Consider the following 20,667-nt stretch of genomic DNA (forward strand, 5'->3'; position numbering starts at 1 on the left):
CCGGAGTGGTACCCGGCCCCGGACGGCGTGGGTCACAGCAGTCGGCAGCTGTCCGGTGCGGCGACCACGTTGTGTGTGCGGTTCCAGCGCCTACTGAGGAGCTTGCCTCCTCTGGTCCCGGTCTCCGCCCACTTCTGCGCGTCCGGCAGGTACCGGTACCAGTACGAGGCGTCGTTGTACCAACTCGAGCGGATGCCGTACAGGATGTCCGCGCCCGCGGACGTGATCGAGTGGTACATGTTCCACGCGGCCCCGATCTGCCCGGAGCGGGAGATCCAGCGCTGACCTTCGGCATCGTAGTGGTGCCGGAACAACTTCCCGTCCGGAGTGCGGGCGTACAACACCCCGTCACCGGCCGCCACGATGAGGTCGTACTGCCCCCAACCGCTCTCCACCACCCGGTGCTCCCACCGTTTCGTGGCGTGGTCATAGGACCGCCAGTGGAGGTTGCCATCGGGCTCGATCGTGTAGATGTGACCCTTGCTGTCCGCGGTGACCCGGTTCCGGTAGGCGTCGGTGGTGTACCGCTCCCAGCCGTAATCGATCACGTCGTACCAGTGGTCGGGGTTCGGTCGGTCCCACCCGGTGCCATTCCATCGGAGCCGGCGGAGTTCGCCATTTTCCTTCGCGCCGTAGACGACGCCGTCCACGCTGGCGAACGCACGCCCGTTCAGCCATCCCGGCCCGCCGATACGGAAGCCGTCGATCCACGAGTCGTTGCCGTAGCGGGGCGCGGTGTGCTGGTCCAGCCACATCGTGTCGTCGGGGTGCACGGCGAAGATCGGCACCGCCGACTTGCATTCGATGTACAGGTTGGGGACGTGCTGACGCAACCACGGGTCCAGCCCGTCCACCCGCGTCTCAATGCCGCCCTGCCGAGTCTCGCTCACCTCCAGGCAGCCCTTCTGCCAGGAGGCGCTGTTAATCGCGACCAGCTCAACCGCGCCGTTCCGCTCGCGCAGCGCCGGCCCGCCCGCGTCACCCTTGCACGTGCTCGCGCCGTCCTCCCCCACCACCTCAACGGTGGTCGACGCGACGGACTGAACCCTGAACCGAGCATGCTGCAGCTTGTCCGGCACCCACACGTCCTCGGTCCGCCCGAACCCCGCGACCCGCAACACCTCCCCCTGACCAGGAGCAGTACGCGCGATCGCCGGCCGATCCACGTTCCACACGGGCTCGGCGAGCCTACCCAGCGCAACGTCCCGCTCAGGGTGCGAAACCACAGACATCACGGAGACAGACTTCCCCGCGTTCGTCGCCAGATCGGGCCTCCCAATGATCGCCTCCGCCATCGGCGACCCAGCCGCTGCCGCCTGCACCCCGTTACCGCTGAAGCAACTCCTGGCGGTGAGCACCCACTCCGGGTCGATCAGGACGCCGGTACAACCGCGGGCTCCAGAAACCTCGATCTTCGCGATGAACCCGTAGTCCACCGCCCGCGCGACACCACCACCCGCCACAGCGTGCGCCGGCGGACTGACCAGCGCTCCTGGCACCAGAACCGCGACCAGTGCACCAGCACACCAGCCCTTTCGGTGATATTTCGTAGACATCGATCTTCCCACTGTCGGCAACGTCTTCATGCGGCGGCCCGAATTTCCAGCAGCGTCGCTGGGCCATTGTCCGGATCAGTACCCTCGCCGATCGAGGTCCAGCCGTTTCTGGCCACGTCGTAGTGCTTGGTGCTTCCCTTCTCCGCCACCGCGACCTGAATCGCGTGATCGTCACCTTTGGCCAGGTAAACCTCGGGAACCTCCAACGTCAGGTACCCGCCCCGAGGAGCGATCCGGAAGCAGAACTTTCCCTTGCTCCGACTCCAGACCTCCATCAACTGACCACTGTTGTCACACTCAACCAGAAGGATATTCCCATCGCCCTTGCGCAGGAGAATCCCTCGTTCCTGAAGGATCTTGTTCGCGCCAGGATACGTGTAGTCCTCGACGATGGACGGCGGCTCCTCGGCCGGCTGCTGTTGAGCGGCAGGTCCACTCACGCTGCCAGCCGCCGAGCCTGTCGTCATAGTGACGACGCCGGCAGTCAATGCGGCACCGAGAGCGGCGAGCGCGGGACGCAACCAGGTGCGTAGCAATTCGGTCCCCTTTTCCCCTTCGCGACCATTAGACTGAGCCATTCGGAGCAGTGCTTTGCTCCTCGGTCGACAACTCGAACACACGACCCTAGACAACCAAGTAAAACACCACCAAGAACATCAGGCTTCGAAGTGGCCCATATCACTTTTACTCTCGTGTGTGTAACGAACGGTCATCTCGACGCGAGCCACAAGCATGGCGGTCCTGGAATGAGGACGGCCTGCCCATGCGACCCAACCGGGGGGAATCATGTCGGCTGATAGAGCCGGAAATCGTGGAATTCTCGCGCTTGTTCTGACGGTGGCGCTCACCATCGGGCTGCTCAGCACGTCATGGACGACTCAGTCCGCGACGGCCGTTGCGAGCACGTCCAGCACGAACGATGACAGCCAGCTCAGTGCCCGAGGACAAGCACTGGAGTTGTGGAAGTCTGGCGGACCGGCGATGCGAGCCGCCGCAGAGGACGCGCTCACCGGTTCTGACGAGGCCGTTCGAGCGTTTCTGGACGCCGGACGTCACGTCGCCGCCGAGCACGACAACCGGATCAGGGTGGCTCGGCTGTTGGCCACTGGGGGCCGGGGAGTCAAGGATGCCGCCCAACAGGCGCTCAGTGGACCAGTCGAGGAGCTGCCCGCGTTCCTGGAGTCCGGCTGGCAGGGTCCGTGGGAACACGATCTTCGGGTACGCGTCGCACAGATCCTGGCCGCGGGTGATCGCGGGGTGCGAGAGGCCGCACAGGCGGCTCTGGACGGGACGACCGAAGACCTGTGGCAATTCGTGCAGTTCGGGCAACACCAGGCCCGCGAGCATGACGACCGGGTGAAGGTGGCCCAACTGCTGTCCTCCGGCGGTCCCGAAGTCCAGAAGGCCGCGCAGATCGCCCTGGACGGCACCGTCGAGGACCTGCGGGAGTTCCTCGAGACCGGACAGCACGTGGCCCGAGAACGGGATGAGGAGACCACCACGATCGCCGGTCTGGCCGCGGTCGCCAGGGAGGCGGGGCAACGTGCCGCGGCCGAAACCGAGGCAGCGAAGCAGGCCACCGAGCGAGCTCTGCACGCCGCGCAGCTGGCCAAGGAGGCCGCGCAACGGGCGGCAGCCGAAACCGCCGCCGCCAAGGACAACGCGGCACAGGCCGCCGCTGCGGCCGGACGCGCGGCGAACGCGGCCGAGCGGGCGGCCCACGCCGCCCAGGATGCCATCAGCGCGGCCAACGCCGCGAACCACGCCGCCCGAGTGGCCGCGAACGCCGCCGCCCGTGCCGCGACCGCCGCGTCGCTGGCCAACCAGGCCGCGTCCCGCGCCTACCGCGCGGCTTCAGCGGCGGCCAACGACGCCTCCCAGGCCGCGGCCGCCCGGCAAGCTGCCGTGGACGCGCGAAACGTGGCAGCCAATGCGCGACGGGCCGCGGAGGCGGCGAAGGCTGTCGTCGATGCCGCCTACGCCGCCAGTGGTGCCGCTCGCGCCGCTATCAGCGCTAGCGCCAACGCAGCAGCCGCCGGACAGGCGGCACACGAAGCCAGTGGCCATTCCGCCGCGGCCGGGGCTCAGGCCGAGCGCGCCCGCGTCGCCGCCGCGCGAGCGAACCGGGCGGCCGCCCGGGCGACGCGCGCCGCCAACGCGGCGGATGCGCTCGCGCGAGAAGCGGGGCGTGCCGCCAACGAGGCACACGCCGCCGCCAACCGGGCGGCGGACAATGCCGAGGCAGCGGCTAGAGCAGCCGACGAGGCCGCCGCGCACGCTGGTGACGCCGAACGCGCGGCGCAAGCGGCCGCGGCACACGCGGCCGCCGCCAAGCAGGCCGCGGATCAGGCCACGGCAGCCGCCACGCAGGCCCGCGACGTAGAGCAAGCCGCACGTGCGGCCGAGGCGGAACGACTGGCGACCCAGAAAGAGGAAGCCGTCGAAGTCGCGCAAGAACTCCGCGCCGAGTACGACCGGCTCAAGTCCGACATCGCGTGGGACACCGAAGAGGCCGCTCGCCGTGACGAGGAAGCGAACCGGCTGCTCGCCGAAGCGAGGCAACCCGACGCTCCACAGCCAGTAGTGGTGAGCAACGGCCGGAAGGTCGCCATGCGCGTCCTGACCACCGGGGGCCCGTGGAGCCAGGCCGCCGCCGAGACCACGCTCGCCGGCACCGAAGCGCAGGTCGTCCAGTTCGTACGGACAGGCCTGGGCCTGGCCACCGAGCAGGATGATCGAGCCCGGGTAGCGCACATCGCCGCGACGGGCGAGCCAGCCGCTCTGCGGGAGGCCGCCGAAGCAGCCCTGGCCGGCAGCTACGAGCAGGTGCGAGAGTTTCTCCGGACCCAGGACTACGAGGGCCGCGAGCACGACGACCGGATCGCCATCGCCCAGATTCTCACCAACGCCGGACCGGCCGTCCGGGACGCGGCGAACGCGGCGCTCGACGGCACTCCGGCCGACCAGCGAGAGTTCCTGCGCACCGGGCAGTACGTCGCCCGCGAGCACGACGAGCGGATCAAGGTTGCCCAGGCGCTCGCGTCCGGAGGTCCCGAGGTCAAGGCCGAGGCCGAGATCGCGCTCGCCGGACCACCCGAGATGCTGAGCGAGTTCCTGCGAGTCGGCAAGCACCGCGCCGAGCAGCGTGACCAGGCCACCGCTTCGCACGTCGCCACGGTCCAGCGCTACGTCGCCCAGGCAGCCCAGTCGGCGGCCACGGCGAACCAGAATGCCGCGACCGCGGCAGAGAACGCGGCCATCGCCCGGAAGGCCGCCGACGAAGCCGCACAACACGCCGAACGCGCCCGACAATCCGCTAACGAGGCCCGCGGCTACGCCGACCAAGCCCGAAACTCCGCGCAGCAGGCTCAGACGTATGCCGAGCGCGCCGCCGAGTCGGCCCGCCTAGCCCGCACTGCCGCGGCCTCAGCCCGAGAAGACGCCCGCAAGGCTGCCGGTTTCGCCGCACAGGCGGAGACCTCGGCCGCCCGCGCCCGTGTATACGCCGCACAAGCAGCCGCCCACGCGGCCGCCGCGCGAGCTTCCGCCATCGCGGCCGGGAAGGACGCCGCCGAAGCGGAGCAGGCCGCGAACGAAGCAATGGAACACTTCCAGCGGAAGGTCAACGAAGAAGCAACTCGACGCAACCAAGATGAAGCGGGTGGCAACCCGACCAGCACTGTTGTCCGACAGTACGAGAACGGCACACGTGCACTTTACGTCGAAGGTGAATGCTTCATCAACGGCGTTCCACTCCCCTTCCAGGGCTACGGGCTTCCTCAATGCGAACGGCTAGCACACGGCTTCGACGCATGGCTCGCGGACGAGGGAAGTTACTACGACCAGTTCGGCCCTGCGAACCCACACGACCTACCGGCGCTCTACCTACGGGCGTACTGCTACTCCGGCACAACTGCGTGCAGCCCGGAGCTTCTGAAGCAGCTCGCTCAGGTCCCTGGAATGGTCCTACCTACCCAGGAACTGGGCGGCGGCGGAGCCATATTCAGAAACCTCCTCAAGAAGTCCGAGAGGCTACTGAAGCTAGGAGTTCCAGGAAAGACTAAACTTCTTCCTGGACGGTCGGCGTCAGCACTGCACGGCTGGTCGGCCAAGACATTACAAATTGGACGTGAAACAGTGGTATTAAACAGAGAAAGAATGACACACATCCTCGAGCGACACCATCCTAGATACTGGGACGGCTCCTGGAAGGGAAACCAGAGCTTTTTTGGCGGCAGGACATCTATCCAGGAGATAGAAGATGTTATCACACAGGTCGTCAACCAAAACTCAAGAAGAATAATCGACGAAGGTGTTCAAGGGACCCTGAAAAATATGGAAGGAACAGTAAATGGGAGAGGTTACACAGTAACCATCGAAAATGGCAAAATAGTGATGTTCTATCCGCTACCATGAGCAAATTCCAAGCAATCAGCGAACACTATGAAACCATCGAAGTGGAGACCTTTCTTTACTTCACTGAAGGATTTACCGGAAACTCTGTAAGCTTGGCCGCGTGTCAAGCCCTTCCAGAGGCAGGAAAAACCGAAGAACTCCCTGGATCTCTCGAGCTCGTAATCAACAATAAAACCATCCTAGGCAGAAATCTGATAACCGACATAAAAGGCCTTTGGTCAGTGATTGCGGATCTGGTTGCAAGTGCACACAAAGGACAAAGCGGCTCTTCGTGGTTTACTGACCAGCCCGCGAGAATCTCGTTCGAAGTAGCCAAGGGCGAACGAATTATCGTAACGGTCGAATCTCAGAAAACAAAGAGTGCAATATCCGTTGAAAGGAGGCAATTAATCCAGACACTACGACAAGCCGGCCTTGATTTTTTCCAAACCCTCGAGCAATTATCTGGCCAAGCCTTTCCTTATCAAATACAAAAGCTCACGAGCGCTGGGCAGTAAGTAACGCGGCACAGTTCCGGCGGGGTGGAAACGGCAGGTCAGCGGCGGCGGAGGGCGCGGAGTGTGGCGATGAGGGCCACCAGCACGGCGACGGCGAGAACCGGGGCCAGGCGTTTGGCCGCCGAGGAGCCCGCGTACTGCATGAGGTCGATGGCGTCGGTCTCGGGCTCCGCCGGTGGGTGATCGGGGACGCCGCGCAGGTGCGAGTGCTGGTCGCGCCTCCGGGTAGGCGCGCCAGCAGGCTCGGCGGCGGCAGTCGGCCCCGCGATGGCACCAGGCGTGCCGGCCTTGGCTGCCGCCGGCTCGGCTGGCGCCGGTGCTGCGGGCTCGTCCTCCCGGTGGGTCGGCACGGGTTCGGGGGCCGGCGGGGTGTCGGTGACGGGCACGCCCGCCGCGCCATCGGCGGACGAGGGGGCGGGGTCGGTGGCGGCCTTGGCACGGCGAGCGGCGGCTTCGGCCTCACCGGGTGGAGCCGCGGGCGTCGCGCGGCGAGCGGTGGCTCCGCCGGCCACGGACGCCTTGGGGCGCTCGCCAGCGGGCTCACCAGTGGAATCGGCGGCGGGCTCGGTGGTGAGCTTCCTTCCCAGGCAGCCGGCGAAGGTGTCCAGGATCTTGCCGCCCACCTCGGCGATCATGCCGCGGCCGAACTGAGCGGGTCGGCCCGTGACGGTCAGGTCCGTCGCCACCGACCCACGCGTCGAACCATCCTCGTCGTGGAGGGTGACGGTGACGGTGGCCGACGCCGTGCCGGCGCCGCGGGCGTCCTTGCCCGACGCCTTGATCACCACCCGCCGCTCCGCCGCGTCCTTGGCCACGAACTCGCCCGACCCCTTGTACACCATCGACACCGGGCCGAGCTTGACCTTCACCGACCCGCGGAAGGCATCACCCTCCACCGCCGACAGCGTGGCACCCGGCATACACGGCGCCACCCGCTCCGGGTCGACCACCGCCGCCCACACCCGGTCGACCGGCGCATCGACGGTGAACTCGTGGTCCAGCCGCACCCGCCTCATCTCCTCTCGCTCGGGCAATGCATGCCCTGAAGGCCACCTTCAGGGCAGTGAGCGCCGTGAAGGTGGCCTTCAGGGCGTCCAGGTCACGCGCCGACGGCCGCCGTCACGGCGCGGCCGGTCAGCACCCGCGCCAGGTGTCGCCGGTACTCGGCGTCCGCGTTGCCGTCCACCGCCGGGCTGGTGCCGTCGGCCGCGCGGGCGGCGGCGGCCCGGATCGTCTCCGCCGTCGCCGGCCGGCCGACCAGCTCCTCCTCCACCCCGCGCGCCCGCACCGGCACCGACCCCATGTTGGTCAGCCCCACCCGGGCCTCCGCGATCGTGTCGCCCTCGACGCGCACGGCGGCCGCCACGGCCACCATCGCCCACGCCTGCGCCACCCGGTTGAACTTCTCGTAGTGCGCGTGCCACCCGGTGTACTTCGGCACCCGCACCTCCACCAGGATCTCGCCGTCGCGCAACGCGGTGGTGAACAGGCCCTGGAAGAACTCCGCCGCCGGCACCGTCCGCCGGCCGTCCATCCCGCACACCACCATCTCCGCGTCCAGCGCCAGCGCCGGCGCGAGCAGGTCGCCCGCCGGGTCAGCGTGCGCCAGCGACCCGCCGAACGTCCCGCGGTGCCGCACCTGCGGGTCGGCCACCGTGTCGGTCGCCCGCGCCAGCAGCTCGGCGTGCGACGCGACCAGCGGATCACGCTGCACCTCGTAGTGCGTGGTCATCGCGCCGATCACCAGCCGGTCGCCGTCCTCGCGCACCCCGCGCAGCTCGACGATCCGGCCGAGGTCGACCAGCTTGGTCGGCGCGGCCAACCGCATCCGCAGCACCGGCAGCAGGCTCTGCCCGCCGGCGATCACCTTGGCGTCCTCGCCGGCGTCGGCGAGCGCCCGCACCGTGTCGTCCACAGTGGTCGGTGCGACGTAATCGAAGGAAGCGGGGATCACCGGGCACCTCCCGAGGTAGCGTCGATCGAACCAAGGCCACCACCGGCCTCACCGCCGGGGCCACCGGCCGCCGACCGTCCGGTGTGGATCGCCGACCACACGCGCATCGGCGAGCACGGCATCTCCACGTCGTTCACCCCGAAGTGGCGCACCGCGTCCACCACGGCGTTCACCACGGCCGGCGTGGACGCGATCGTCCCCGCCTCCCCGACGCCCTTGACGCCCAGCGGGTTCGACGTCGCCGGCGTCTCGGTGCGCTCGGTGACGAACGGCGGCAGGTCGGCCGCCGACGGCACCAGGTAGTCGGCGAACGTCCCGGTGGTCAGCGTGCCGCTCTCGTCGAACACCGCCTCCTCGAACAGCGCCTGCGCGATGCCCTGCGCCAGCCCGCCGTGGACCTGGCCCTCGACGATCAGCGGGTTCACCACCTTGCCGACGTCGTCCACGCACACGTACTGGCGGATCCGCACCCGCCCGGTCTCGGTGTCCACCTCCACCGCGCACAGGTGCGTGCCGTGCGGGAACGAGAAGTTCTCCGGGTCGAACGTCGCCTCGGCGTCCAGCGACGGCTCCACCCCGTCCGGCAGGTCGTGCGCGGTGAACACCCGCAGCGCCACGTCCTGGATCGTGGTGAACGCGTCGGTGCCGCGCACGGTGAACCGACCGCCGGTGAACTCGAGGTCGTCCTCGGCGCACTCCAGCATGTGCGCGGCGATCGGCCGGGCCTTGGCGACCACCTTCTCCGCGGCCTTCACCACGGCGATCCCGCCCACGGTCAGCGACCGCGAGCCGTAGGTGTCCAGGCCCCGGTACGACGACTGGGTGTCGCCGTGCAGCACCTCGACGTCCTCGAACGGCACACCGAGCTGGTCGGCCACGATCTGACTCCACGCCGTCTCGTGTCCCTGCCCGTGCGGCGACACCCCGGTGACCACCTCGACCGTGCCGGTGGGCAGCATCCGGATCGCCGCGTGCTCCCAGCCGCCCGCGCCGTAGGACAGCGAGCCGAGCACCCGCGACGGCGCCAGCCCGCACATCTCGGTGTAGGTCGACACGCCGATGCCGAGTTGCACCGGGTCGCCGGACTCGCGGCGCTCCCGCTGCTCGGCGCGCAGCCCCTCGTAGTCGAACAGCTCCCTGGCCCGCGCGGTGGCGGCCTCGTAGTCGCCCGAGTCGTAGGTCAAAGTAGACACCGTGGTGTACGGGAACTCCTCGTGCCGGATCCAGTTCCGCTCCCGCAACGCCAACGGATCCATGCCCAGCTCAACGGCCAGCTCGTCCATCATCCGCTCGATCGCGAACGTGGCCTCCGGCCGGCCGGCGCCGCGGTAGGCGTCGGTGAGCGTGGTGTTGGTGAACACGTTGGTGCAGGCGAAGTGGTACGCCGGGATCTTGTAGATCGCGTTGAACATGAACGCGCCCAGGATCGGCACGCCCGGCCCGACCAGGCCGAGGTAGGCGCCCATGTCGGCGAGCAGCTCGACCTTCAGCCCGGTGACCTGCCCGTCGCGGGTCGCGGTGATCGTGATGTCCTGGATCTGGTCCCGCCCGTGGTGCGCGGCGACCATCGTCTCCGAGCGCGACTCGGTCCACTTCACCGGCCGGCCCAGCTTCCGCGCGATGAGCAGCGTCATCAGCTCCTCGGGCAGCACGGCGATCTTGCCACCGAAGCCGCCCCCGACGTCCGGTGCGACCACCCGCAGCTTGTGCTCCGGGATGCCCAACGTCAGCGCCGTCATCGTCTTGAGGATGTGCGGCACCTGGGTGGCCGACCACAGAGTGAGCTGCGGGCCGGTGGGGTCGACCACGCACGACCGCGGCTCCATGAACGCCGGCACCAGCCGCTGCTGGCGGAACCGGCGCCGCAGCACGACACCGTCGCCGGAGTCCGCGGCGCGGATCGCCTCCTCGACGTCGCCGCCGGAGCCGGCCTCGGCCGAGTCGAACACCCACAGCGCGTTGCGGTTGGTGCCCAGCTCCTCGTGCACCAGCGGCGCGTCGTCGGCCAGCGCGTTCTCCAGGCCGAGCACCACCGGCAGCTCCTCGTAGTCGACGTCGATCGACTCGAGCGCGTCGGCGGCCTCGTACGCGCTGCGGGCCACCACGACCGCCACGCCCTCACCGGCGAAGTTGACCCGGTCCGCCGCCAGCACCGGCCGCCGCGGGTGCTTCATGTCCTCGGTGATCGGCCACGCGCACGGCAGCGCGATCGCCCCTTCCGGGTCGAGGTCGGCCGCGGTGTAGACGGCCACCACGCCGGGCATCTCCCGCGCGGCCGAGGTGTCGATCGAGGTGATCCGCGCGTGCGCCAGCGGGCTGCGCAGCACGGCCACGTGCAGCATCCCGGGCAGCGCGATGTTGTCGGTCCACCGGGTGCGGCCGGTGATCAGCCGGGCGTCCTCCTTGCGCAGCCGGGCCTTGCCGACCTCGGGCTCGACGGTGGAGGTCATCATTCACCACCCCCGCCGACGTGCGTGGCGGTGCGCCGGGTGGTGGTCTCGGCGGTCTCGTCGGCCACCTGCTCGGCCTCGGGGCCGGCGCCCGGCCGCATGTGCTCGGCGGCGTCGCGGACCGCGCGCACGATGTTCTGGTAGCCGGTGCAGCGGCACAGGTTGCCTTCCAGGCCCTCGCGGACGGCCTGCTCGTCCGGGGCGGGGTTGTCGGCCAGGAGGTCGAGCGACTGCATGATCATGCCGGGGGTGCAGAAGCCGCACTGCAGCGCGTGGTTGTCGTGGAACGCCTGCTGGATCGGGTGCAGCCGGCCGTCACGAGCGAGGCCCTCGATCGTGGTGACATCGCAGCCGTCGGCCTGCACGGCGAGCACCGAGCAGGACTTCACGCTGTGGCCGCCGAGGTGGACGGTGCACGACCCGCAGTTGCTGGTGTCGCAGCCGACCACGGTGCCGACCTTGCCGAGCCGGTCACGCAGGTAGTGCACCAGCAGCAGGCGAGGCTCGACATCGTCCGTGTAGGTGGTGCCGTCGACGGTGACGGTGATGCGCATGGCGCCTCCAGTGGCGGGTGGCGGTGACCGGGCTCACATTGCAGCGTGCTACTTTGGGGGGTTCGGGACAAGTCCCCCGACGGGATTGCTGCCTCGGCAACACCGGATCGGACGTGCTGCCTTGGGGTGGCTACCGGCCGGTTCTGCGGCACTCGCCAGCCTCGCGGCCTACGTTGCGATCCATGCGCATTGACTCATCGACGGCGCGCAGCCGGGAGCTCGGCGGCGAGCTGCGCCGGATCAGGCTCGCCTCGGGGAAGCTCGCCTGCGACGTGGCCCGAGACCTGGGGTGGTCGACCAGCAAGGTGTCCCGCGGGGAGACCGGGCAGCGCGGCATGTCGCAGGTGGACCTGGCGATGCTGCTCGCCAAGTGCGACGCGGACCCGGACGACATCCGGCGCCTGCTGGAACTGCACGCCGACCTCGACAACGGCTACTGGGTGCGGCCCGTCGGGGGCGTGATGAATCCGGCGCTGCGGTCGCTCATAACCCAGGAGAACACCGCCTGCGCGTTGACCAACGTCGAACTGCAGGTAATCCCCGGACTGGCCCAGACCGAGGACTACGCCCGCGCGCTCTTCCATGAGGTTGGCACGCTGGACGAGGACGCCATCGAGGCTGCCGTCCAGACCCGAATGGAACGGCAGAACCTGTTCAGTCATCGTCGCCGGGATCGACCGAGGACGCTGTTTTACATCCACGAGCAGGCACTCCGCCTACCCGTGGGCAGTCACCAAGTCATGCGTGACCAGATGTTGCACCTGTTGTTGCTGGGCAACCTCGACTTCTGCACCATTCGGGTGGTGCCGGTCTCGGCCGGAGCGCGCGGAACCTTCGTGGGGCCGTTCCTGCTGTTCGAGTACGTGGAGCACAACCCGGTCGTCTACGTAGATATCAAGACGGCCGCGGTCTTCCTGGAACGCAAGGAAGACGTCGCAACTTACCGCCAGGCTCTGGGCAGGTTGGGAGCCGTATCCCTGAGTGAGGGACAATCTCGGGAGCTGCTTGCCGCATTGGCAAGCGAGTACGACCTCCCGGGAGACGACGATGACGATCGGCCGGACGGATGAGCTGACCTGGCGGAAGAGCCGGCACAGCGACGGCCACGACCACAGCAACTGCGTCGAGGTGGCGGTGACCCCGGAGCTGATCGCCGTGCGGGACTCCAAGGACCCCGACGGCGGCCGCCTGACCCTCTCCCCCACCACCTGGCGCGCCTTCACCCGCGCCGTCTGAGCCCGACTCCACGACCGGTCTCCGAACAGGCGTCCACGCTCGGTGGAGCACACGCACCACAGTTGGTCAAGCTCCCCGGCGCGCACCGCGAACCCGCTCCCGGAGCGCCAAGCCGACGTCGAGTCGCACCGCGATCCCCGCCGGCCTGCCCGCCTCGCGCTCGACTGGGGCAATGCCACGATCGGCGCCAGCAAACGGTGCTACCAACCCCGCTGAATGAACTAACCTGGTGAACCAGGACCGAATCCCGTCCGCCCAGAATCCCCAGTTGAGCATCCCCCACCCGTTCCCGGGGGCCGGCCCCGCCTCCAGCTTACCGCTGGTCAGGGCATGGGGAAGGGGGTGCGCGAAACTGTGGACAACTTCGGGGTTTTAGGCGGCGCGAATGGTCGTGTCGGGTTGTTTCTCGCCCGTTCGGGGAGGAGCAAGGGATGGTCCGCCACGGCGCCGCCGGAGCTTGCTCAACAGTGCACGGACGGAGCCAGGAGCTCCCATTCCGCCCGGCCCGTCGCCCGGTCCGCCCGGCTGACACCCGGCCCGCCCGCTGACACCGGGGCGCATGCCGTACATGGACCGCGGACACATGTACAGCGACGCCGGACACGCGTACGCAGACGCATGACACGCGCGCACGACTCGCGGACACACGTCACTCGCGCGATGTCCGCGCTTCCCACCCCGTGTGTGGGCCGGGAGCCACGGCCCGACCGCGGCTCGCGGTCCGAACTCGAACCCGCCGTCCCGAGCATCGAACCCGCCGTCCCGAGCATGGAACCCGCCATCCCGAACGTCGATCTCGCCGTCCCGAACGTCGAGCTCAGGGGGCGCCGTGGATGCGGCCGTCGAGTTCGCTGAGCCGGCGGCCGCCGCCGCCCCAGCGCAGAGCGATGATCTCCGCCGCGATCGACACCGCGGTCTCCTCCGGCGTCCGCGCCCCGAGGTCGAGCCCGATCGGTGAGCACAGCTTCTTCAGCTCACCCTCGCCGAGCCCGGCCTCGCGCAGCCGGGCCATCCGGTCGGCGTGCGTCCGCCGCGACCCCATCGCCCCGACGTAGCCCACGTCCAGCCGCAGCGCGACCTCCAGCAGCGGCACGTCGAACTTCGGGTCGTGGGTGAGCACGGTGATCGCCGTCCGCTCGTTCACCCGGCCGGCCTCCGCCTCCGCGGCCAGGTACCGGTGCGGCCAGTCGACCACCACCTCGTCCGCGTCGGGGAACCGGGTGGCCGTCGCGAACACCGGCCGCGCGTCGCACACTGTGACGTGGTAGCCGAGGTAGCCACCCATCCGGGACATCGCGGCGGCGAAGTCGATCGCGCCGAACACCAGCAGCCGGGGACGTGGCTCGAACGAGTTGACGAACACCGCCATGCCCTCGCCGCGCCGCTGTCCGTCCGGCCCGTAGCGCAGCGTCGCGCTGCGCCCGCCGGCGAGCAGGCCGCGCGCGTCGTCGGTCACCGCGTCGTCGCTGCGCGCCGAGCCGAGCCCGCCGGACACCCGGTCCGGCCACACCACCAGCCGCCGGCCCACCCGCTCCGGATCCGGGTGCTCCACCACGGTGGCGATCGCCACCGGCCGGCTCTCCCGCACCGCCGCCACGATCTCCGGCAGCTCCGGCAGCGACTCCCGGTCGATCCGCTCCACGAAGATGTCGATGATCCCGCCGCAGGTGAGCCCCACGGCGAACGCGTCGTCGTCGCTGACCCCGTACCGCTGCAGCACCGGCCCGCCGTCCGCCACCACCTGCTGGGCCAGCTCGTACACCGCGCCCTCAACACACCCGCCGGACACGCTGCCGGTCACCGAGCCATCGGCGCCGACGAGCATCGCCGCGCCGGGCGCGCGCGGCGCGGACGAGAACGTGGCCACCACCGTGCCCACGCCCACGGCCTCGCCGGCCGACCAGCGGCGGTACAGCTCGTCCAGCACGTCACGCATCCCGAATCTCCACCACCAGTCGTTCCAACGTGGCCAGGCTGTGCCCGGCGAGCAGCCGATCCACGTGCGGGAGCGCGGCCGCCATGCCGGACTGCACGGGAGCGTAACCCCGATGCCCGGCGTGCGGGTTGACCCAGAGCACGGAGTGGGCCAATCGGCGCAGTCGGGCCATCTGCTCGCCGAGCAGGCTCGCCTCGCCGCGCTCCCAGCCGTCGGAGAACACCACGACCACCGCGCGCCGGGCCAGCCCCCGCTGGCCCCACCGGTCGAGGAACCCGCGCAGCGTCTCGCCGAGCCGGGTGCCGCCGGCGAAGTCCGGCACCGCCCGCGCGGCGGCCAGCATCGCTCGCTCGGGGTCGCGCTGCCGCAGTTGCCGGGACACCCGGGTGAGCCGGGTGCCGAGGGTGAACACCTCCACCGCCGCCGGCGCGGCCCTGGTCACGACGTGGGCGAACCGCAGCAGCGCGTCGGCGTACGGGGCCATCGAGCCGGACACGTCGACCAGCAGCACCACCCGCCGCGGCCGCCGGGCACGGGCGCGCCGGGCCAGCCGCACCGGCTCGCCGCTGGCCAGCATCGCCCGCAAGGTCCGCCGCGGGTCCAGCCCGCCGCGCCGGGCCGGGCGCCGCCGCGGCGAGGCGCGGCGCGGCGGCGCGGGCCGCAGCACCGCCAGCAACTCCCGCAGGTGGGCCCGCTCGGCGGCGGTGAGCTCGGCGAGGTCGCGGTGGCGCAGCACCTCGGCACCGCTGGCCGCGACGCGCAGCTCCTCGCCGACCGCATGGTCGCCCTCGCCCCGCTCACCGGGCGGGGTCAGCGCGGCGATCGTCGGTGGCCGCGGGCGTGGCGCGGGGGCCCGCCGGGGCCGTGGCGGTGTTCCGGTGAACCACGCGGCGAACGCCTCGTCGTAGCGCGGCAGGTCGTCGGGGTCGCCGCACAGGGTGACCCGGCCGGCCCAGTAGAGCTGGTCGGGGTCGGCGAGGTCGAGCTCCTCGACGGCGGCGACGAACGCCCGCACCCGGTGCGCGTCGCAGGTCATCCCCGCCGCGCGCAGCACGGCCGGGAAGCCCACCAGCCCCACCGTCGGATCGGCGCCCACCCCCTCATCGTCCCACCGAATGCCGATGTCAGGAGTTGCGCGGGGTCACCAGGCCGGACTCGTAGGCGAGAACGACGAGCTGGGCGCGGTCGCGGGCGTGGAGCTTGGTCATGGCTCGGTTGATGTGGGTTTTCGCGGTCAGCGGGCTGATCACCATCCGGTCGGCGATCTCGTTGTTGGACAGGCCCGAGGCGACCAGGGCGACGGCCTCGCGTTCGCGGTTGGTCAGCTCTCCCAGCTCTCCCAGCTCCGTGCCGGTGCCGGTGGTCAGCCGCTGGGTGACGTACCGGTTGATCAGCGTGCGGGTGATCGACGGTGCGAGCAGGGCGTTGCCGCGCGCGGCGACGTGGACGGCGTGCAGGAAGTCTTCCGGCTGGATGTCCTTGACGAGGAACCCGGCCGCGCCGGCGCGCAGCGCGTCGAAGACGTACTCGTCCAAGCCGTAGTTGGTCAAGATGACGACGTGCACCGCGGCCAGGGCCGGGTCCGCGGCGATGCGCCGGGTCGCCTCGATGCCGTCGACGACCGGCATCTGGATGTCGATGAGCGCGATGTCGGGCACGTGTTCCCTGGCCAGTGCCACGGCCTCGCTGCCGTCGGCGGCCTCGGCCACCACCTCGATGTCGTCCTCGACGTCGAGGAGCGCGCGGAACCCGCTGCGAATGAGCGGCTGGTCGTCGACCAGCAGGACTCGGATCATGACGTTCGACCCACGGGAAGTCCGGCCTGGACGGTGAAGCCGCCCTCGCCGCGCGGTGCCGCCCGTAGGTGACCTCCGAGGGCGGTGACCCGTTCGCGCATCCCGAGCAGCCCGACGCCGGGCACCGGCGGGGTGTCCTGCGTGGCCTCGCCGTCGTCATCGACCTGGATGACCAGGGCGTCGGGACGGTAGTCGATCCGAACCGACGCGGTAGCGGCGGCGGCGTGACGAGCGATGTTGGTCAGCGACTCCTGAACGATCCGGTAAGCGGTCCGGTCCACCGCGACCGGCACGCCGTCGCGTCGTCCCTCGATCGTCAGCGTCGCGTCCAGGCCGGCCGTCCGGGCCCGTCGCACCAGGTCCGAAACGTCATCGAGCCCATGCGGCGGGCTCGTGTCGTCGTCGCGCAGCGCCTCCAGGGTCACGCGCAGTTCCCTGGCCGCCTCACGTAACCCAGCGCGCACAACCCGGTCACCGCCAGCACGGCGACCGGAGCCCGGCGGCGCGCGAGCAGCGCCAGACCGCCGGCTGCCAACAACGCGTAACCCAGCGGGTCGAGACTCGTGGACGGGTGTCACGTGGACAGCCCGGCGACCAGCAGTGCCGCCGCCACGCCGACGGCGATTCCCCAGTCTCTGGCGCCGACCCGCCCCTCGCCCACAGCGTGCACCCTAACCGGATCTACTCGCGGGCAACTCCTGCGCACGGATGGTCGGTCGCCTACCGCGCACGCGGTACCTTCGCGGTCCCTGCGGCGTCCGCGGCAGCCGGCTACGGCATCGACGGCAGCGCGAAGTGCCCGCGTCGGCAGGACGACCGGCGGTCGGGCCGGCGGACATGATTCGGGCGACATCAGCCGTAGGAGAAGGAGCACCTCATGTCCGTCCGTCACCTGCTTGCCGCCGCCACGGCCGCCCCGCTCGGAGTTCTCGGGCTTGCCACACCGGCGGCCGCGCGCGTCCTGGCCCAACCGACCTCCGTCAGCCCCGACACCGCGACCGTCGGGCGTCTGTGGTCCGTGGTGGCCGCGCGGCTGGGGCTGGCCGGCGTGATCGTCGGCGGGCTGGCTCTGGCCCGCTCCCGCCGCGCCGTCTCCGGCTGACCGCCGCGAGCCCGCTCACCGCACCCCGACGCGAGGTCAGCCGCAGCGCAGGGCCAGCAGTGCCATGTCGTCGTGCGCGCCGCCGGCGAGGTGCTCGATCACCCGCTCCTCGACGGCCGCGCACAGCTCGGCCGGCTCGGCACCCGCGTAGTCGGGCAGCAGCGCGCGCAGCCGCTCGAGGCCGAACAGGTCGTCGCACCGCCTCGCCTCGAAGATGCCGTCGGTGTAGAAGAGCACCAGGTCGCCGCGGCGCAGCACGACGGTCCGCTCCTCGTAGGAGAGGTCGGGCAGCACGCCGGACAGCGTGCCGACGAGGTGCGGCTCCTCCACCCTCCCGTCGGCGCGCAGCACGAGCGGCGGCGGGTGCCCGGCCACCGCCAGGGTCAGCTCCGCCGTGCCGGCCCCGGGGTCCGGCCGCAACCGCGCGCAGGCGACCGTGACGAACCGGTCGGAGTCGGTCTCGTACAGCACGTCGTTGAGCGCGGCGAGGATCGTCGCCGGGGAACGGTCGAAGTGCGCCGCCGTGCGGATCGTCTGCCGGGCCCTGCCGGTGAGCACGGCCGCCCGCACGCCCTTGCCGCACACGTCGCCGATGACCAGCGACCAGTCGTCGCCCGCGCCGTGCAGGTCGTAGAAGTCGCCGCCGATGGTCATGTGCTCGATCGCCGGGCGGAACCGGGCGGCCACCCGCATGCCCGGCACCTCGGGCAGACTCGGCGGGCGCAGCGCCGACTGGAGCACCGAGGCCACGTGCGCCCGCTCCTCGTAGAGCGCGGCGGCGTCGATGGTGACCGCGCCGCGGTGGGCGAACTCCTCGACCAACTCGACGTCGGCGGCGGTGAAGCCGCGCACCGTCCTGCGGGCCACCACCAGCGCGCCCAGCACGCCACCACGAGCGGTGAGCGCCACGCCCAGCAGGTCGGCCGGGCCCAGTGCGGTGATCTCGGCACGCAGCGCCGCGTCGGGCACCATCGCGACGAACCCGGCTTCGGCCCCCTCCGGCCCCACCACGGGCTCGACGTGCAGCAGCTCGGTGCGGCCGCCGGCGCGCAGGTGACCGAGCCCGCCCCACGCATCGGGCAGCTCGGCGACCCGGACCGGCTCGGTGACCCCGCCACCGTGCGCGGCGAGCGTCGCGCCTCGGTCGTCGAGCAGTGCGAGCACGGCCCAGTCCCCCAGGTAAGGGACGGCGAGATGGAGCAGCCGCAGCACCGTGCGGCGGACGTTGAGCGAGCCGGCGAGCTGCCGGGACACCTCCTGCATGAAGGCCGCGCGCTCCAGCGCCACGCGGTAGGCGTCGGGCGGGTTCCCACCACGGCGGGCCGCGGCGTCCTCGGGGGACGTCCGGGGTACGGCGATCCGCGCCTCCATGGCTGGCCTCCTCACCGGAGTTCGGCCTACCGCGACATTACTCGTCAGCCACGGAGACGCCCATACCCTCAACCGGTCAGGGGGATCCTTCGGCGGTGAGCACCTCACTCAGCCCGGTGATCTCCATGACCTTGCGGACCTGCGGCTGCGGGTCGGACACCACCAGTCGCTTGCCGGCCTCCTCGGCCCGCTTCTGTCCGGCGACCAGCGCGCGCAGGCCCGAGGAGTCCAGGAACGACACCTCCGTGAGGTTCACCTCCACCGACTCGGTGCCGGGAGCCCGCAGCGCTGCCTCGATGGCGTCGGTGACCTCGCCCGCCGTCGCCAGATCCACCTCGCCACTGACGGTGAGCACCACGCTCACCTCGCCGGTGCTGGTGATCCGCAACATCCTCGTCCTCTCCGCGGTCGGTCGATCCGCTGTCCTGTCCACCCCCAGCCTCTCACGATCACCGTACCGCCCTGCCCTCCTCGCCGAGTCGTGCGCGCAGCTCCCGCAGCGTGCTGGCCAGCAGCCGGGACACCTGCATCTGCGAGACCCCAACCCTACGGGCGATGTCGGCCTGGCTCAGCCCGAAACCGAACCGGAGCAGCACGATCTTGCGCGACCGCTCGGGCAGCTCGCGCACCATCGGCTCCAGCAGCGCGCGCAGCTCGGCCTGGTCGAGGTTCTCGTCGGCGGTGCCGAACGCCACGTGCGGCGCGTCCTCCATCAACGAGTCGAGTGACGTTCCGTACTGGCCGCGCTCGGCGAGCAGGCCCTCGTGCACCTCCTCGCGGCTGATCCCCAGGTGGTCGGCCAGCTCGCTGGGCCGGGGCGCGCGGTTGAGCCGGGCGGTGAGCTCCTCCCTGGCCGTGGCCAGCCGGCCGTGCAGGTCCTTGAGCCGTCGCGGCACCCGCACCGACCAGCCGGCGTCCCGGAAGTGCCGGCGCAGCTCGCCGGTGATGGTCGGCACGGCGTAGCCGAGGAAGCCGGTGCCGTGGTCGGGGTCGAACCGGTCGATGGCGTTGATCAAGCCCAGCGTGCCGACCTGGACGAGGTCGTCCATCGGCTCGGCGTGGTAGCGGTACTTGCGGGCGAGGTTGCGCACCAGGCCGAGGTGGTGGCGGACGAGGCGCTCCCGGATGCTCTCCCGACGCGGATCCCCGTCGGGCAGGGCCCGCAGCTCGCGGAACAACGCGATGACGTCGGCCTCACGCAGCTCCTGGTCTTCGTCGGCCAAGGTCACCGCGCAACCGTCGCGCACTCGCGGACGAGCTCCACCCGCGCCCGGTGCCCACCGTCGACGGGGGTCAGCGTGCGGTCGACCGAGGTGGCCAGCGCGGTGAGCAGCTGCCACCCGAGTCCGTCGCCGGCCACCCGGTCAGGGGTGCTCACGACGACCTCCACCGCGACCTGCACCCTCCCCTTCGCCCAGCGATACTCGCAGGTCAGCACGCCGTCCACGGCCGAGGGCAGGAGCATCGAGCATGCCTCGTCGACGGCCATCCGGAGGTCGTCGACGGCGTCGAGGTCGAAGTCCAGACGCATGGCCAGGTCGGCCCCGATCGTGCGCAGCGTGGGGATCACCTCGGCGTCGGCCCGCGTGCGCACGGTCATCACCCGTTGGCCCGGCTCGGCACCGTCGCCGACGGAGCGTTCTTCCGGCACTGTCCGTCCTCCCGTTCTCGCGGCCGTTTCTCCGGCTGTGCGCGCTTGATGCCCGGTTCGACGGTAGATGAAACCGCCGACGTTTGACGCCAGCCGGGCCGGGGTAGCAACGGGCGGTCGGGAGTTCGAGGTGATCGAGCGAAGGGCG

18 protein-coding genes and 1 pseudogene are annotated in these 20,667 nt (G+C 70.5%); 5 read left to right on the forward strand and 14 right to left on the reverse strand.

Translation table 11 applies throughout. From position 1 onward, the window contains the following. Positions 1-32 precede the first annotated feature (32 nt). Together BM051_RS01760 and BM051_RS01765 are read right to left on the reverse strand one after the other, a co-directional pair. Positions 33-1,586 carry a tachylectin-related carbohydrate-binding protein gene (locus BM051_RS01760; RefSeq protein ID WP_342351644.1) on the reverse strand — a complete coding sequence of 518 codons (1,554 nt, stop codon included), beginning with the start codon at positions 1,584-1,586 and terminating at the stop codon, positions 33-35. Next, complete coding sequence (locus BM051_RS01765; RefSeq protein WP_134046122.1) at positions 1,583-2,134, reverse strand: hypothetical protein; 552 nt, start codon at positions 2,132-2,134, stop codon at positions 1,583-1,585. The genes BM051_RS01760 and BM051_RS01765 overlap by 4 nt, the downstream gene beginning before the upstream one ends. A 208-nt stretch (positions 2,135-2,342) precedes the next feature. Between BM051_RS01765 and BM051_RS01770 the strand changes: the two genes are divergently transcribed. Beyond that, a complete protein-coding gene (locus BM051_RS01770; protein ID WP_092526867.1) occupies positions 2,343-5,972 on the forward strand; it encodes a hypothetical protein in 3,630 nt (1,209 codons plus the stop codon). Then, positions 5,969-6,469, forward strand: coding sequence for a hypothetical protein (locus BM051_RS28285; RefSeq protein WP_134046124.1), 501 nt, complete (start codon positions 5,969-5,971; stop codon positions 6,467-6,469). Before BM051_RS01770 ends, BM051_RS28285 begins: the two co-directional genes overlap by 4 nt. Positions 6,470-6,507: 38 nt before the next feature. On the opposite strand, the gene BM051_RS01775 is transcribed toward BM051_RS28285, so the two are convergent. From BM051_RS01775 to BM051_RS01790, 4 genes are all read right to left on the reverse strand, one after another. Beyond that, entirely contained in the window at positions 6,508-7,476 is a 969-nt protein-coding gene (locus tag BM051_RS01775) for an SRPBCC family protein (protein ID WP_092528383.1), read from the reverse strand. 92 nt (positions 7,477-7,568) lie between these two features. Further along, positions 7,569-8,423: an FAD binding domain-containing protein gene (locus BM051_RS01780; RefSeq protein ID WP_092526870.1), complete on the reverse strand. Its 855-nt coding sequence runs from the start codon at positions 8,421-8,423 to the stop codon at positions 7,569-7,571. Further along, positions 8,420-10,873: a xanthine dehydrogenase family protein molybdopterin-binding subunit gene (locus BM051_RS01785; RefSeq protein ID WP_092526873.1), complete on the reverse strand. Its 2,454-nt coding sequence runs from the start codon at positions 10,871-10,873 to the stop codon at positions 8,420-8,422. The genes BM051_RS01780 and BM051_RS01785 overlap by 4 nt, the downstream gene beginning before the upstream one ends. Continuing rightward, positions 10,873-11,427, reverse strand: coding sequence for a (2Fe-2S)-binding protein (locus tag BM051_RS01790; RefSeq protein WP_092526876.1), 555 nt, complete (start codon positions 11,425-11,427; stop codon positions 10,873-10,875). Before BM051_RS01790 ends, BM051_RS01785 begins: the two co-directional genes overlap by 1 nt. A 182-nt stretch (positions 11,428-11,609) precedes the next feature. Between BM051_RS01790 and BM051_RS01795 the strand changes: the two genes are divergently transcribed. Together BM051_RS01795 and BM051_RS01800 are read left to right on the forward strand one after the other, a co-directional pair. After that, positions 11,610-12,497, forward strand: coding sequence for a helix-turn-helix domain-containing protein (locus BM051_RS01795; RefSeq protein WP_092526879.1), 888 nt, complete (start codon positions 11,610-11,612; stop codon positions 12,495-12,497). Next, positions 12,475-12,663 (forward strand): DUF397 domain-containing protein, encoded by a 189-nt coding sequence (locus tag BM051_RS01800; protein ID WP_092526882.1) that lies wholly within the window; start codon positions 12,475-12,477, stop codon positions 12,661-12,663. The genes BM051_RS01795 and BM051_RS01800 overlap by 23 nt, the downstream gene beginning before the upstream one ends. An 817-nt stretch (positions 12,664-13,480) precedes the next feature. Here BM051_RS01800 and BM051_RS01805 read toward each other — a convergent pair. The 4 genes and pseudogenes from BM051_RS01805 to BM051_RS01820 form a co-directional block, all read right to left on the reverse strand. Then, positions 13,481-14,599 carry an XdhC family protein gene (locus BM051_RS01805; RefSeq protein ID WP_092526885.1) on the reverse strand — a complete coding sequence of 373 codons (1,119 nt, stop codon included), beginning with the start codon at positions 14,597-14,599 and terminating at the stop codon, positions 13,481-13,483. Further along, a complete protein-coding gene (locus BM051_RS01810; RefSeq protein ID WP_092528385.1) occupies positions 14,592-15,635 on the reverse strand; it encodes a vWA domain-containing protein in 1,044 nt (347 codons plus the stop codon). The genes BM051_RS01805 and BM051_RS01810 overlap by 8 nt, the downstream gene beginning before the upstream one ends. Positions 15,636-15,723: 88 nt before the next feature. After that, complete coding sequence (locus BM051_RS01815; RefSeq protein ID WP_092526888.1) at positions 15,724-16,395, reverse strand: response regulator; 672 nt, start codon at positions 16,393-16,395, stop codon at positions 15,724-15,726. Further along, a pseudogene (locus BM051_RS01820) lies at positions 16,392-16,850 on the reverse strand (sensor histidine kinase); the annotation flags it as partial. The gene BM051_RS01815 and the pseudogene BM051_RS01820, both read right to left, overlap by 4 nt. A 422-nt stretch (positions 16,851-17,272) precedes the next feature. Between BM051_RS01820 and BM051_RS28290 the strand changes: the two are divergent. Further along, complete coding sequence (locus BM051_RS28290) at positions 17,273-17,497, forward strand: DUF6223 family protein (RefSeq protein WP_134046126.1); 225 nt, start codon at positions 17,273-17,275, stop codon at positions 17,495-17,497. Between the two features lie 36 nt (positions 17,498-17,533). Here BM051_RS28290 and BM051_RS01830 read toward each other — a convergent pair whose 3' ends face one another. The 4 genes from BM051_RS01830 to BM051_RS01845 form a co-directional block, all read right to left on the reverse strand. Further along, positions 17,534-18,868: a PP2C family protein-serine/threonine phosphatase gene (locus BM051_RS01830; protein ID WP_208325922.1), complete on the reverse strand. Its 1,335-nt coding sequence runs from the start codon at positions 18,866-18,868 to the stop codon at positions 17,534-17,536. A 76-nt stretch (positions 18,869-18,944) separates the two neighbouring features. Next, positions 18,945-19,259 (reverse strand): STAS domain-containing protein, encoded by a 315-nt coding sequence (locus BM051_RS01835; RefSeq protein ID WP_092526891.1) that lies wholly within the window; start codon positions 19,257-19,259, stop codon positions 18,945-18,947. A 58-nt stretch (positions 19,260-19,317) separates the two neighbouring features. Continuing rightward, complete coding sequence (locus tag BM051_RS01840; protein WP_092528389.1) at positions 19,318-20,091, reverse strand: SigB/SigF/SigG family RNA polymerase sigma factor; 774 nt, start codon at positions 20,089-20,091, stop codon at positions 19,318-19,320. A gap of 2 nt (positions 20,092-20,093) precedes the next feature. Next, entirely contained in the window at positions 20,094-20,519 is a 426-nt protein-coding gene (locus BM051_RS01845) for an anti-sigma factor (RefSeq protein WP_425319707.1), read from the reverse strand. Positions 20,520-20,667 lie beyond the last annotated feature (148 nt).

This window comes from Amycolatopsis arida (assembly GCF_900115565.1).
Taxonomy (GTDB): domain Bacteria; phylum Actinomycetota; class Actinomycetes; order Mycobacteriales; family Pseudonocardiaceae; genus Yuhushiella; species Yuhushiella arida.

Bases quoted from the DNA above. Each gene is read 5' to 3' on its own strand.
- BM051_RS01760 (WP_342351644.1), bottom strand. From the start codon at position 1,586: ATGAAGACGTTGCCGACAGTGGGAAGATCGATGTCTACGAAATATCAC.
- BM051_RS01765 (WP_134046122.1), bottom strand. From the start codon at position 2,134: ATGGCTCAGTCTAATGGTCGCGAAGGGGAAAAGGGGACCGAATTGCTA.
- BM051_RS01770 (WP_092526867.1), top strand. From the start codon at position 2,343: ATGTCGGCTGATAGAGCCGGAAATCGTGGAATTCTCGCGCTTGTTCTG.
- BM051_RS28285 (WP_134046124.1), top strand. From the start codon at position 5,969: ATGAGCAAATTCCAAGCAATCAGCGAACACTATGAAACCATCGAAGTG.
- BM051_RS01785 (WP_092526873.1), bottom strand. From the start codon at position 10,873: ATGACCTCCACCGTCGAGCCCGAGGTCGGCAAGGCCCGGCTGCGCAAG.
- BM051_RS01790 (WP_092526876.1), bottom strand. From the start codon at position 11,427: ATGCGCATCACCGTCACCGTCGACGGCACCACCTACACGGACGATGTC.
- BM051_RS01795 (WP_092526879.1), top strand. From the start codon at position 11,610: ATGCGCATTGACTCATCGACGGCGCGCAGCCGGGAGCTCGGCGGCGAG.
- BM051_RS01800 (WP_092526882.1), top strand. From the start codon at position 12,475: ATGACGATCGGCCGGACGGATGAGCTGACCTGGCGGAAGAGCCGGCAC.
- BM051_RS01805 (WP_092526885.1), bottom strand. From the start codon at position 14,599: ATGCGTGACGTGCTGGACGAGCTGTACCGCCGCTGGTCGGCCGGCGAG.
- BM051_RS01810 (WP_092528385.1), bottom strand. From the start codon at position 15,635: ATGACCTGCGACGCGCACCGGGTGCGGGCGTTCGTCGCCGCCGTCGAG.
- BM051_RS01815 (WP_092526888.1), bottom strand. From the start codon at position 16,395: ATGATCCGAGTCCTGCTGGTCGACGACCAGCCGCTCATTCGCAGCGGG.
- BM051_RS28290 (WP_134046126.1), top strand. From the start codon at position 17,273: ATGTCCGTCCGTCACCTGCTTGCCGCCGCCACGGCCGCCCCGCTCGGA.
- BM051_RS01830 (WP_208325922.1), bottom strand. From the start codon at position 18,868: ATGGAGGCGCGGATCGCCGTACCCCGGACGTCCCCCGAGGACGCCGCG.
- BM051_RS01835 (WP_092526891.1), bottom strand. From the start codon at position 19,259: ATGTTGCGGATCACCAGCACCGGCGAGGTGAGCGTGGTGCTCACCGTC.